Consider the following 12,262-nt stretch of genomic DNA (forward strand, 5'->3'; position numbering starts at 1 on the left):
AGCTTGGCGTTTTCCTTGGGGAAGGCTGTATTCCTAACAATATGTGACGAAAGTCACATTATTCCCATGCCATAAGGGGCAGGTTACAATGCCGCCTTTCATGCAATTGGTATGTTGGTATGAAATCCCTGGCGGAGCTATTGGAGAGTTACGGAAGCGGGTATTTGCAGGCGGGGCGGCAGTTCGGGTTGCAACTGGGGGATGGCCAAGTCTGGTCGGAACGGCTGTTACCCCACGCTCTGGAAGGGGAAGAAGGTCTCTCCCAGTCCTACCGCTACCGGGTGGAATGCCTGTCCCCGGACGTGGGTCTGGAACTCAAAAGCCTCCTGGGCTTAGCCGCCGCCCTGACGGTGGAAGGCCAGGATGGGGCCCCGGTGGTGCGCTGCGGCGTGGTCAGCGGTGCCGAAGCCCTGGCCAGTGACGGGGGCTTCGCCCGCTATGCCCTGACCCTGGAACCGCCCCTGGCCCTGCTCAAGCTCCGCCACACCAGCCGGGTCTTCCAGGACCTCACCCCAGACGCCATCATCCGCCAGATCCTGGACGAACACCGGGCCGCCAACCCGGTCTTTGCCGCCCAGCAACAGCTGGACTTCCACCTGACCCAGCCCCTCTCCCCCCGCAGCTACTGTCTCCAGTACCGGGAGACCGACTACGACTTCATCGTCCGCCTGCTCCACGAAGAAGGATTGGCCTGGCGCTTTGACCATAGCCAGGAAGGTACGCCCCACGTCACCCTGGTGGCCTTCGACGATCCCTATGCGGTCCCGGCCGCCCCCCTGGAGCGGGTACGCTTCCACCGCAGCGACGCCACGGAGCAAGAAGACGGCCTCAGCCACTGGGAAAGCCAGCGCCAGGTGGTCTCCAGCAAAGTGAGCCTGGCCAGCTTCGACTACCAGCCTGTCACCACCCTGCAAGGAGGGGATGGGAGCCACGTGGAACAGGGAAAAGACGGCCAGGCCGCCGGCACCACCCTGGAAGACTACGACCCCCAAAGCCTCTACTACGCCCAAGACCCGGATCAGCTGGAACGCTACGCCCGCCTGCGCCAACAGGCCCATGACCGGAGCGCCAAGGCCTTCACCGGCCAGGGCACGGTGCGGGGCCTTCTGGCGGGTCAATGGTTCCGCCTGGACGACCACCCGGCCCTGGACGGGAAGGGCAGCGACCAGCGGGAATTCGTGGTTACCCGGCAACAGTTCGCGGCCAGGAACAACCTGCCCGGAGAACTGGCCCAGCAACTGCCCCCCAGCCTTTTGGGGCAAAGCGCCCTGACCAGCCCCACCGCCGGCACCTCAGGCGCCGGGAGCCTCTCCCCCACAGAAGCCCAGCCCTTCCAGACCCACCTCACCGCCCAGCGCCGGGGCCTCCCCCTCACCCCGGCCTATGCCCACAGCGACCAGGCCAAACCCACGGCCCGGGGCGCCCAGACCGCCACCGTGGTGGGCCCCTCGGGGGAAGAAGTGCATACGGACGCCCAGGGCCGCATCAAGGTCCAGTTCCACTGGCAACGGCCCGACGAACACCCCACCGTGGGGGCCAATCGGGACGACACCTCCAGCTGCTGGCTCCGGGTCGCCATGCCCAGCGCCGGGGCCGCCTGGGGCCACCAGTTCATTCCCCGCATCGGCCAGGAAGTGCTGGTGGACTTCCTGGAAGGGGACATTGACCGGCCCCTCATCACCGGGGTGCTCTATAACGGCAGCCACCTTCCCCCCACCTTCAGCGGCGCCGGCACCCTCCCCGCCAACAAAACCCTCTCCGGCATCAAGAGTAAGGAACACCAGGGGGGCCAATACAACGAACTGCTCTTCGACGACACCCCGGGGGAAGTGCGGGCCAAACTCTCCAGCGAACACGGCAAAACCCAGCTCAACCAGGGCTTCCTCACCCATCCCCGGACCGAGGGCAAAGCCACGCCCCGGGGAGATGGCTTTGAACTGCGCACCGACCGGCAAGGCGCCCTAAGGGCGGGCCAGGGCCTGCTCCTCAGCACCGAAACCCAGGCCAACGCTGGCGGCAAACAACTGGCCCGGAGCGGCATCCAGCACCAACTGGAAAGCGCCCTGGCCCTAAGCCAGGCCCTGGGCGAAAACGCCACCCATCAGCTAGCGGATACGGTGGAAACGGGCCCGGAACAAATTCAGCCCAACAACGCCAAGGCCAGCAAAACCCCCACGGGCCACCTGCACCACCAGGTCAGCGCCTTGAAAGCCTGGGAAGGGGGCAGCAACACGGACCCGGAAGGGAAAACCGCCCAGGACCAGACCGGGCGCCAGCCCCTCATGATCCTCTCCGCCCCCGGGGGCCTGGCTGCCGGCACGGAACAGAGCGCCACGGTGAGTGCCGGCACCAACCTGGACCTGATCGCCCAACGGGACACCCAACAAACCTCGGGCCGCCGCTGGCTCCACAACGTGGGCCAACACATCAGCCTCTTCGTCGCCGGAGTGAAAGATCAGATCGCCCTCAAGCTTATTGCGGCCAAGGGCAAGGTCCAGGTGCAGGCTCAGAGCGATGCTTTGGAAATTACGGCGGATAAGGATGTCACCATTACTTCCTGTAAGAATCGGGTCGTTGTGGCAGCAAAAGAAGAAATTCTTCTGGCCTGTGGAGGGGGGTATATCCGCATCAAGGGAGGCAACATTGATATCCATTGTCCTGGAAGTTCAAGTTTCAAGGCGGGGAATTATTTGCTTACCGGACCAACAAACTTGGGTTATCCCTTGCCGTGGTTTAAAACAACCCACGCCTATAGTGTGCAATTCAAGATAAAGAACAAACTTGGTGAAATTCAAAAGAATATGCCATATAAAATGTACAGCAAAACGGGGCTGGAATATGTAGGGAAGACAGACAATGAGGGCATGACAAAAAGGATATACGCAGAGAAAAATTTAAGTTTTTTTTTGGAGCAGATCTATCCGAAATCAACAGATACAGATGACATTAAAGAACGAACGGAAAGGTTTTATGATGATGACTCCAATTGAGAAAGAAAGAACAGACAAAGATCATACAAAAACAAAAGACGCTGTAATAATATGTGCATGTAATAGAGAGCTAACTCTGGAAGAATTATCTTCCATTTATTCAGAGCAAAGTAAGAAAAGAGTGGCGATCTTCATAAAAAGCATAAATGAAACAATGCAAAAATATGGGATAGATACGTGCATGAGGAAAGCTCATTTTTTAGCCCAAATTGGTCATGAATCTGGTAGGTTGCAGTTCACAGCAGAAGTGCTTAAAAAAAATCAGAATGAAAATGACGTTTATGATGGATACAAGGGGCGTGGGCTAATACAATTAACTTATAAGAAGTCGTATGTTGATTATGGTAATTACTTGGGGATTGATTTAACGGGTAACAATAAAGTCAAGCTAGAGTCGCCAGGGCTTGCAACCGATTCGGCGGGTTGGTTTTGGACATTAGCAAAAAGTACAAATATAAATTCATTAGCTGACGCTAATGATTTTATTGCAATTACATTAAAAATAAACGGCGGCCTTAATGGGTATAATGACCGTTTGTTAATTTTACAAAAAGCTGCTAGAACTATAGGCCTTGATGTGTGCAAAACATTACAGCCACTAAGGGAATATCTTCCTGATGTTGCGGATACTGCACTATCCACGAAAGAATATAGCATTGTTGATAGTTCAGAATACCCTAATGCTAGAAGCTGCTTTGCATGGGGCTATTGGCACGACAATTCAAAAAAGACTAGCGGGACTAACAAAGACAACAAAAACGCGGTCATTGGCTATTCGAGATTTTTAAAACTTACAGAGAATAAGCCTTATACAAAGCGCGCATTTGGTTTGGCTCCAGAGCAAATGGTGGATATTGCAAATAATTACATCAAAGAAAATGAAAAAAAAATCAAATAACCTAATTGTTTTAAATTTAATGCTTTTTTTATTTAGCACATCTTCACTTGCGGTGGAAATACAAAAAAAAATTCCGGCAGTAATAGTCGACGGAAAATTAAAAACACCGGATTTTGTGCAATATTTTCAGGATAAAAAAAGAGTACCTTCATGTTATATAGAAGGTGAGGATATGAAGCGCGTTAACATTATTATATTCGATGATGATGACGACCAAGATTATTCAAACTGCAACGGGATATTTCCTCCGAAAATTATTTTTCATAATGGCGTCACATATGCAGTGTTTGAGTTTTTGGAAGAAGAGACTAAAGGAGTGATATCAAGTCACTACTTTTATGTAAAGCTTAAGCCTAATGGCTTTGATTACTGTAATAATAGCGAAGAGCTTTCGATGCGGGTAAAAATAAATAAATCCACAAAGGCGTCTAACGTGGAGGCTCTATCCTCATTAGGGTGCTCTACCGATCCCCAATAGGTGTGTGCCCCATGTTTCTAAGAAAGGTTTTGTCGGCTACGTTTGGACTACCTTTTTTCCGTTGAGACGCCACGCATTTTGGTGTGCCTCTACTCCGAAGTCACTGTATGGGTTGTACGCGTTAATTGGGAAGGACTCTGATGGTGGTGTATATGGGATGCGTAGCATATCCAAAAAAAATCAAAAAAATGGTCTGGTAATATTATTTCTTTGATATTGGGAGGTGCTTCTTCCAATAATTAAAAAAACTATTTTTGGGTAATGGATGCCGACATAGCCCAGGGCGAAACGGATCGCCATACCCCGAGCCATATGGCATCGTCTGGTGACCGAGTGGATGCCCAATACGTCGTTCAGCCTGGAGACACCCTGGGGAAGATTGGAAAAATCTTCAAAGTCAGTGCGGAGAAAATTAACAGCGCCAAATATCTCAAAGACCTTAATCGGATTTACTCCGGTCAACGGATTATTATTCCTACCTCGAGAAATGCTGCAGTTTCTATCGCGGTGCCACCTCCGGCATCTAAGCCCTCACCCCAGAGCACTCCAGCCCCTACAACGCCAGCGAGGAGCAAGGAGGGAAAAAGGAAATGGTAGCTGACCAAAAAAGAGCTCCATGGATGGAAGTTGCCGTAGCGGAGGCAAAAAAATGGGCAGGTTATTTCGAGAGCCAGAGAGCCTTCCTTGAGAAGAAAAAGAAAGCAGAAAAGAAAGGGGGGGCTACCCCTATTGGTGTGATCCCAATTAATTATCATAAAGAAGTAGGGGTTGGAATAAAAAATGCCTCTTTAGGGAATACCGCGTGGTGTGCTTCGTTTGCCAATTATTGCCTAAAAAGTGCTAATTATGAGTATGAGTTGAGTGCAAGTTCTAGGTTTCCTGTTCATAGTAAAAAGTTCGTGAAAATTGATAGCCCCGTATATGGTGCGTTGGTTGTGTACAAAAATCCTAAAGAGCCAAAAAAAGGGCATGTGGCATTTGTGTACAATAAAATAGAAAAAGGAGATATTGCTGTTTTAGGGGGCAACCAAGGAGATGCGATAACGATTAATGGCGATGCCGCGGTTTACGATGCCATTTTGCACTACGAGAAACTTGGATATTTTGTGCCCGCATCCTATTTGAAATATGCCGAAAGTGTTTTGGCTAAGGGCGGGGATCTTGGATCTCCGGTACCTATAAATAAACTAAGAGAACTTTTGTTTGGGCGGAATGGCGGGGATACTTTGAGGACTGAGTAGCATGAGATATTTATACGTAATATTTTTTATATTTTATTGGGTTGATGCGTTTGCGCAAGATGCTTCTGAGTTGCTTTCGTATGATGAATATATTGGTATAAAAAAAATAATGTTTTCTAGTGACGGGAAATGTGACATTGATAAAGTGCTTGCTTCGTCAAAAATTCTTAACGTTCCGGATTATTATTATGAGCTTGGGGATGATTCATCAGCAGGGTACCCTTTAAGTAAAATGAAGCGCTCTGCGCTATGCTTAATATCAATTAGCTCAGATATGTCATTTATTGGGCCAAAAAAAATATCGAAGAAAATTAATCCGGATCCATATGCATATAATCATGATGTATATGAAGTCTTCCCGAAAGGGAAATTAGTGGCAGAAATAATATTTATGCCGCCAATGAGACTAAGAAAATTATGCGATGAAAATGGTATTCCGGCTATTAATGTTTCTTTTAAAAAGAAAAATGGAAAGCTGGTGCGGGTTATAGGGTATGATCCATATTTGTCAAGGTGCGCATTGGATGTTGCAAAGAAAATCAAATAATGGATCCTTAAGTGCTCGACGAACTACACAATTACTAATAATGCCGTCCGTTGGTTTTTTATGTTAGAAAATCATGTTTGATGCGATTTTGAGCAAAAGGCTTGTTAAGAGCTTGTGTGAGATATTGGTTCTATTTTCTATTTCCTTATTCGCTTTCTCTGGAGAACGAGGCTATCGCATAGTGTTTTATGATTTGTCGGTAAATGGTTTTCACGATAGCCAATTTTATAATTATAGAGAGAATTTTTGGGGGCGAGAAAAAGATAAGTGCTGGAATAAACGTTCGGGAGGAGGTATTGATGTGGCTTATTATAAAAAGCCTGTGCGTGGTATTGACGGAGCTTCGGCTAAAGAGGTGGTTGATGGATCAAGCCAGCGGGCACTAAAAATATTAAGGGAAAGGCTTCGTGGATATAAGGATGACTTGGTGTCTCAAGGGTTTGATGGGGTTATTATAATAAACAAAAGTGGTAACAGAATTTATGCATATGGGCCTGTTTCCGGAGCAATTTCTGTTCCGTATAATAAAAATACGAGTATGCCGAGATTCGACTATTTGATATGCAAAGCATCTGCCGCGTTTGATGAAGACTATCAGCCGTGATTTTTTTGCATGGGGTGACTTGCAGTGGTAACGCTGCTTCACTCTAAAGGACAGCTGCGTGATGGCTACTTAAGTAGCCTTTCTTTAGGAGGATGTGTGAGGTATGTAATTGCCGTGTTATTGCTGTGTATTAGTTCTATTTCCCTGTCTGGGGAAAGAGGATATTACGTTGTTGCAATAGATTTAAGCGGAGGATTTTGGGATACACCATATTATAAAAATTACCTCAATTCTAGTAATGAAGATTTCCCTTGTTGGGATAAGAGGGCAGGGAATGGAATTGATTTTTTTTCAAGGAAAAAAGTTCCTTCAGAAATAAATGGCGATATTGTAAGATTAGCGTTATCGGGGAACAAAGATTCTATTAATAGACTTAAGAATATACTCCGGAGCTATACCGATGAAAAAGTTATTTCTGGCTATGACGGATTGTATGCTATTGAGCATACTCATGAAATGATAAGAGTGTATGGATTTGGCGCTCGGTCTGGCAGGATAAAAGTGGTAAATAGAGCGTTGAAGCCCGTAGCAAACGGATTCCCTGTTGGATTACTAAATAATATATTTTGTGCGGCTGCTGCTCCCTTTGATGATAAATTTTCACCCTGATATTTTCCTCGCTAACACTTGGATTCAATTCGTCGCCTTAGTTTCCAGGGGTAACCCCGCCTCACTCCAGCCGTCGATACCACCTTTCAGCACTCGTGCAGTGATGCCTTTTTGCTGGAGCGGGCGGGCAGATTTGGTGGCGGAGGTGCCGTGGGGGTAGGGCGCAGTAGGGGACGATGGGAATGTCCCTGGGTCACTGCCGGTGCATTAGACGAGGACGGCTAGTTCCACGTAGCGAGTCCCCGGGATGGGGCGGCCGAGAGGGGTGAGTTGGGCGGAAGCTGGGTGTATATCTACCACCAGTATCCGTTGCTCGTTTCCAGCGAATTGAAGGATTTCTCCTACGACCTTGCGGGACAGCCTCAGCCTAGAAGAGAAAATACTCAAAATATATGTAGAAAGTTGGGCGAGCGTATGAAATATTTTATATTGTTAATTCTGTTGCTTTCGCCATTTGTGTTTGCTGGGGAAAGGGGATTTTATGTTGTGGCGATAGACTTAAATGGCGGATTCTGGGATACACGATACTATAAAAATTATCTTGATTCTGATAGTGAACCGGCGCCTTGCTGGGAAAAGCGTGCAGGGAATGGAATTGCTGTTTTTGCGAGGAAAAAAATTCCAATTGAAATAACGGTTGATATGGTCAAGTCTGTAGTTGCGGGAAATAAAGAATCGATCTCGAAGATAAAAAATATTCTTAGATCCTATCAAGGGCCTAAGGTTGGGTCCGGGTTTGATGGATTGTATGCAATTGATTATAAGCCAGGATTTATTTCTGTTTATGGATTAGGCGCAAGGTCCGGACGGATAGTCGTTGTTAGGAGAAAAATAAAACCGCCGGTAGTAGGAGATACGACAGATATTTTAGAAAATATATTTTGTAAAGCTGCCGCTCCCTTCGATGATAAATTCTCCCCCTAATATTTTTTCGCTAACACGCGGATTCAATTTGTCGCCTTAGTTTCCAGGGGTAACCCCGCCTCACTCCAGCCGTCGATACCGCCTTTCAGCACTTGTGCAATGATGCCTTTTTGCTGGAGCAGGCGGGCGGCTTTGGCGGCGGAGGCGTCTCGGGGGCAGGCGCAGTAGGTGACGATGGGGATGTCCCGGGGCCAGTCCTGGTGGCTGGTCTGGGCCAGGGTGGCCAGGTCCACGTGGCGGGCGCCGGGGATGCGGGGGCCTAAGGGGAGTTGGGGGGAGGCGGGGCGCACATCTACCACCAATACGCTTTGCCCGGCCTCCAGCAGTTGGGAGAGTTCGCTCACCGCCATGCGGGGCAGGCGGGCGGCAGCCCGGGCTTCCCAGGCCCGGCGCCAGAGGCGGGCGGCCACGTAAAGGACCACGGCAGCGGCTACGGCAGGCAGGGCCACATTCCCCAGACGTTCCAAGAGGCCCAGCAGGGCGTCGATTTGGCCGTGGAAGACCATGCCGGCCGCCAGGCCGCTACCGGCCCAGAGAGCGGTGCCTGCCAGATTGAAGAGCAGGAAGTTGCGCCAGGAAAGGCCCAGGGCGCCGGCCAGGGGCGGGGCCAGGGTGGAAAGCCCGGGGACGAATTTGGCGATTACCAGGGTGGCGACACCGCGCCGGGAAAAACTGACTTCGCTCTGGCGCACGCAGCTGTCCGGGGAAATGGAGACCCGGCAGAGGAGGCTGAGGATGGCCCGCCCCCAGCGCCGCCCGGCGCCGAACCAGACACCGTCTGCTGCCAGGGAGGCCAGGGTGGCCAGAACCAGGGCCTGAACCGCGAATACCCCGTCTGCCACCCCCTGGGCTCCGGCCAGCAACAGGATGGGCAGGGCTGGCAGGGGCGCCCCCGCCTGCTCGATGAGCACCCCAAAAAAGACCACCGCCAGGGCATGTTGGTCAAAGAGGGCGAGGAGGGTGTCCATGGTCGGGGCCTGTTGGGGAAAGTCCGTGGGGGTGGAGGCTGGGAGGGCTAACCGGGGGGCGTTAGGGCCGCTGTCAGGGCTAGCTGAATGCCCCACCAACAAAGGGCCATCCTAACGCGGAATTCCTTCCCCCTGCCGTCTTCCTAGCCCAGGCGTCCTTCCCGGTAGTCGTTCAGGGCTTGGTAGATTTCCTGTTCCGTGTTCATCACAAAGGGGCCGTACTGGGCGATGGGCTCGTTCAGGGGGCGACCGGCCAGAACCAGTACCCGAGCGGCTTCCGGGGCGGTGAAGGCGATGCCGTCCCGTTCTGGTTGGGTTTCCAGGAGGGCCAGATGGGCGCTGGGCACCAGGGTTTCCCCCACCTGGACGCTGCCCCGATAGGGGTAGAGGGCGGCGTTGTGGCCCGGGTCCAGGGGTAGATGAAAGCTGGCTCCGGCGGGCAGATGCAGGTCCAGGTAGAGGGGGGCGGTGGCGGCCCGGGTGACGGCCCCGGTGACCCCCAGGCATTCCCCGGCGATCACCGTGACTTCCACCCCCGCGGCAGTAGTGCAGCGGGGCAGGGCGGCGGCGGGGAAATCCTGATACCAGGGGGGGCAGAGCTTGTCCTGGGCGGGCAGGTTGAGCCAGAGCTGGAAGCCCTCCATGACCCCTTCTTCCTGCTGGGGCAGTTCGGAGTGGATGACGCCCCGTCCGGCGGTCATCCATTGCACTCCGCCGTTTTCCAGCAGGCCGTGATGGCCGGCGCTGTCCGCGTGGGCCATGCGTCCGGCGATCATGTAGGTCACCGTTTCAAAGCCCCGGTGGGGATGGTCGGGAAAACCAGCGATGTAGTCGTCGGGCTGGTCGCTGCCAAAGGCGTCCAGCATCAAAAAAGGGTCCAGGCGGCGTTGCAGGTCCTGGCCCAGCACCCGGGTCAGTTTGACCCCGGCGCCATCGGAGGTGACCCGCCCGCGCACCAGGCGTTCCACCCGGCGAGGCTGTTGGGGTTGGGGGGCATTCACTTGAGGGGTCATGGCCATCTCCTGGATAAAAAAATCGGGCAGCCGGTTCTCGTTGGGGTTGGGAGGGGGAGGCGGCTGCCCGGGGCCGGGAATGATCCCGGCGGAGCGTTAGGGCGACGGGGGCGGGGGCTTGGCCCCTCGCCGGAAGACCGTGGTCGGCCTTCTTCCGTGGCCCGGTGGGTTTAAGCCAGGGCGGCGATTTCCTTGGCCGCGTTGGCAAAGCCCTGGGCGGCGGCGTCCGGGCCCATGTTCAGGCCTTCCGCGTAGATGAAGGTAACGTCGGTCATGCCCAGGAAGCCCAGCACGGCCTTCAGGTAAGGCACTTGGGAATCCGCCGGGGTATCCCGGTAGAGACCGCCCCGGGCCAGGGCCACATAAACTTTCTTGCCCTTGACCAAACCTTCGGCGCCGGCGGCGGTGTAGCGGAAGGTCACGTTGGCCCGGCACACGGCGTCAATCCAGGTCTTGAGCTGGACCGGAATGCCGAAGTTGTACATGGGGACCCCCAGCACCAGCACGTCCGTGGCTTGCAGCTGGGCGATCAGGGCGTCGTCTAGGGCCACCCGGGCGGCCTGTTCCGCCGTGCGTTTTTCGGCGGGGGTGAACAGGGCGCCCAGGGCGTCCTTGTCCAGCACGGGATGGGGATCGGTGGCCAGATTGCGCACGGTCACCTTGGCGTCCGGGTGGAGGGCCACCAGGCGGGCGGTCACATCGTTGGCTACCTTGGTGGAGTTGGCGCCGTCGACCCGGGCGCTGGCATTGATTTGCAGGAGATTCATGGCAATTCCTTTAGCGGTGGAAAGGGAGAAGCGATGGAGTGACTTTAATCGTCCAGAATTCTTACCGGAAGCCCATGAATCGGATAAGATTGTTCCACCTATGGATCAATTAGACCCCAACGACCTGCTTATCTTCGCCCGGGTGGTGGAAGCAGGCAGTTTCAGCAAAGGCGCGGAACGGCTGGGCCTGCCCAAATCCACCGTGTCCCGGCGCATTGCTGGGCTGGAGGAGCGCCTGGGGGAACAGCTGCTGATCCGTACCACCCGCCGCCTGCGCCTGACCGAGTTCGGGGAAAGTCTCCTGGAACACGGCCGTCAGGTGGCGGCGGAGGTGGAAGCGGTGGCGGCCTTGAGCGAATTCCGCCGGGCCCGGCCCAGTGGCCGCCTGCGGGTTTCCATGCCCAGCGACGTGGCCACCGTGCTGCTGCCGGAGATGCTGGCTGCCTTTGTCGCCCTCCACCCGGCCGTATCCCTGGAGCTGGATCTCTCCCCCCGGCGGGTGGATTTGCTCGGGGAAAACTTTGATCTGGCGGTGCGCATGGGGGATCTGCCGGATGACGGCCTGCTGGCAGCCCGGCGCTTGGCCACCTTCACCTACGGTCTTTACGCGGCTCCCGCCTATCTGGCGGAACAGGGAGACCCGGAACGGCCCGAAGCCCTCATGGACCATCAGGCCCTGCGCCTGCTGGCCCGGGACGGCAGCCCCCGGCCCTGGCACTTAAGCCGCCGGGCTGGGGACAAAACGGAAGACTGGACCGGGGTACCCCCGGGCCGGGCCATGGCCAACCAGCCCGAATTGCTGATCAAGCTGGCGGTGGCCGGGGCAGGCATCGCCGCCGTGCCCGACTGCTTCGCCGCCTTTGCCGTGCGCCGGGGGGAACTGCGCCGGGTGCTGCCCGATTGGCAACTCCCCTCCCTGGCCGCCTGGGCCGTATTCCCCGGCCGGCGCCTGATGCCCGCCAAAACCCGGGCCTTTGTGGACATGCTGTCCGCCGCACTGGGGGGCGGGGCTTCCGACACCGGGGTGAGTTAAAGGGCCTGGCGCCCCCTTCCTGGGCGAGAACCCTGGCAATACGGGGACCGATGCCAGAACTTGCTCCGGTGACGAGGGTCGATTTACCGCGACGATTCAAACCCATGGGGTATGCCCACAAGGGTGTAGGCCCTTGTGCGGGGCCAGCACCACGCCGTTGTGGATAGAATGCTGAGTTCAAGGGGTGGTA

General features: G+C 54.3%; 12 protein-coding genes. 9 read left to right on the forward strand and 3 right to left on the reverse strand.

From position 1 onward, the window contains the following. Positions 1-119: 119 nt before the first annotated feature. The 8 genes from Azoinq_RS07385 (at position 120) to Azoinq_RS07425 (ending at position 8,291) form a co-directional block, all read left to right on the forward strand. Positions 120-2,990, forward strand: a complete 2,871-nt coding sequence (locus tag Azoinq_RS07385) for a type VI secretion system Vgr family protein (protein WP_216130455.1) — start codon at positions 120-122, stop codon at positions 2,988-2,990. Beyond that, complete coding sequence (locus Azoinq_RS07390) at positions 2,971-3,888, forward strand: glycoside hydrolase family 19 protein (RefSeq protein ID WP_216130453.1); 918 nt, start codon at positions 2,971-2,973, stop codon at positions 3,886-3,888. Before Azoinq_RS07385 ends, Azoinq_RS07390 begins: the two co-directional genes overlap by 20 nt. After that, on the forward strand, positions 3,869-4,366 hold the full coding sequence (locus tag Azoinq_RS07395; protein WP_216130451.1) for a hypothetical protein: 498 nt from the start codon (positions 3,869-3,871) through the stop codon (positions 4,364-4,366). Before Azoinq_RS07390 ends, Azoinq_RS07395 begins: the two co-directional genes overlap by 20 nt. Before the next feature lie 590 nt (positions 4,367-4,956). Continuing rightward, positions 4,957-5,607, forward strand: coding sequence for a CHAP domain-containing protein (locus Azoinq_RS07405; protein WP_216130447.1), 651 nt, complete (start codon positions 4,957-4,959; stop codon positions 5,605-5,607). A gap of 1 nt (position 5,608) precedes the next feature. Then, positions 5,609-6,154, forward strand: a complete 546-nt coding sequence (locus Azoinq_RS07410; protein ID WP_216130445.1) for a hypothetical protein — start codon at positions 5,609-5,611, stop codon at positions 6,152-6,154. A 73-nt stretch (positions 6,155-6,227) separates the two neighbouring features. Then, complete coding sequence (locus tag Azoinq_RS07415) at positions 6,228-6,758, forward strand: hypothetical protein (protein ID WP_216130443.1); 531 nt, start codon at positions 6,228-6,230, stop codon at positions 6,756-6,758. Positions 6,759-6,782: 24 nt separating this feature from the next. Continuing rightward, a complete protein-coding gene (locus Azoinq_RS07420) occupies positions 6,783-7,367 on the forward strand; it encodes a hypothetical protein (RefSeq protein ID WP_216130441.1) in 585 nt (194 codons plus the stop codon). A gap of 285 nt (positions 7,368-7,652) precedes the next feature. Further along, positions 7,653-8,291: a hypothetical protein gene (locus Azoinq_RS07425; protein WP_216130439.1), complete on the forward strand. Its 639-nt coding sequence runs from the start codon at positions 7,653-7,655 to the stop codon at positions 8,289-8,291. A gap of 23 nt (positions 8,292-8,314) precedes the next feature. Here Azoinq_RS07425 and Azoinq_RS07430 read toward each other — a convergent pair whose 3' ends face one another. From Azoinq_RS07430 to Azoinq_RS07440, 3 genes are all read right to left on the reverse strand, one after another. After that, positions 8,315-9,259, reverse strand: coding sequence for a VTT domain-containing protein (locus Azoinq_RS07430; protein WP_216130437.1), 945 nt, complete (start codon positions 9,257-9,259; stop codon positions 8,315-8,317). Positions 9,260-9,402: 143 nt separating this feature from the next. Next, on the reverse strand, positions 9,403-10,272 hold the full coding sequence (locus Azoinq_RS07435) for a pirin family protein (RefSeq protein ID WP_216130435.1): 870 nt from the start codon (positions 10,270-10,272) through the stop codon (positions 9,403-9,405). 170 nt (positions 10,273-10,442) lie between these two features. Then, complete coding sequence (locus Azoinq_RS07440) at positions 10,443-11,039, reverse strand: FMN-dependent NADH-azoreductase (RefSeq protein WP_216130433.1); 597 nt, start codon at positions 11,037-11,039, stop codon at positions 10,443-10,445. Between the two features lie 100 nt (positions 11,040-11,139). Between Azoinq_RS07440 and Azoinq_RS07445 the strand changes: the two genes are divergently transcribed. After that, a complete protein-coding gene (locus Azoinq_RS07445) occupies positions 11,140-12,072 on the forward strand; it encodes a LysR family transcriptional regulator (RefSeq protein WP_216130432.1) in 933 nt (310 codons plus the stop codon). Positions 12,073-12,262 lie beyond the last annotated feature (190 nt).

The organism is Azospira inquinata, from assembly GCF_018905915.1.
In the GTDB taxonomy this organism is placed as follows: domain Bacteria; phylum Pseudomonadota; class Gammaproteobacteria; order Burkholderiales; family Rhodocyclaceae; genus Azospira; species Azospira inquinata.

Coding starts and splice junctions, on each gene's coding strand:
- Azoinq_RS07385 (WP_216130455.1), top strand. CDS start 120: ATGAAATCCCTGGCGGAGCTATTGGAGAGTTACGGAAGCGGGTATTTG.
- Azoinq_RS07390 (WP_216130453.1), top strand. CDS start 2,971: ATGATGATGACTCCAATTGAGAAAGAAAGAACAGACAAAGATCATACA.
- Azoinq_RS07395 (WP_216130451.1), top strand. CDS start 3,869: ATGAAAAAAAAATCAAATAACCTAATTGTTTTAAATTTAATGCTTTTT.
- Azoinq_RS07405 (WP_216130447.1), top strand. CDS start 4,957: ATGGTAGCTGACCAAAAAAGAGCTCCATGGATGGAAGTTGCCGTAGCG.
- Azoinq_RS07410 (WP_216130445.1), top strand. CDS start 5,609: ATGAGATATTTATACGTAATATTTTTTATATTTTATTGGGTTGATGCG.
- Azoinq_RS07415 (WP_216130443.1), top strand. CDS start 6,228: ATGTTTGATGCGATTTTGAGCAAAAGGCTTGTTAAGAGCTTGTGTGAG.
- Azoinq_RS07430 (WP_216130437.1), bottom strand. CDS start 9,259: ATGGACACCCTCCTCGCCCTCTTTGACCAACATGCCCTGGCGGTGGTC.
- Azoinq_RS07435 (WP_216130435.1), bottom strand. CDS start 10,272: ATGACCCCTCAAGTGAATGCCCCCCAACCCCAACAGCCTCGCCGGGTG.
- Azoinq_RS07440 (WP_216130433.1), bottom strand. CDS start 11,039: ATGAATCTCCTGCAAATCAATGCCAGCGCCCGGGTCGACGGCGCCAAC.
- Azoinq_RS07445 (WP_216130432.1), top strand. CDS start 11,140: ATGGATCAATTAGACCCCAACGACCTGCTTATCTTCGCCCGGGTGGTG.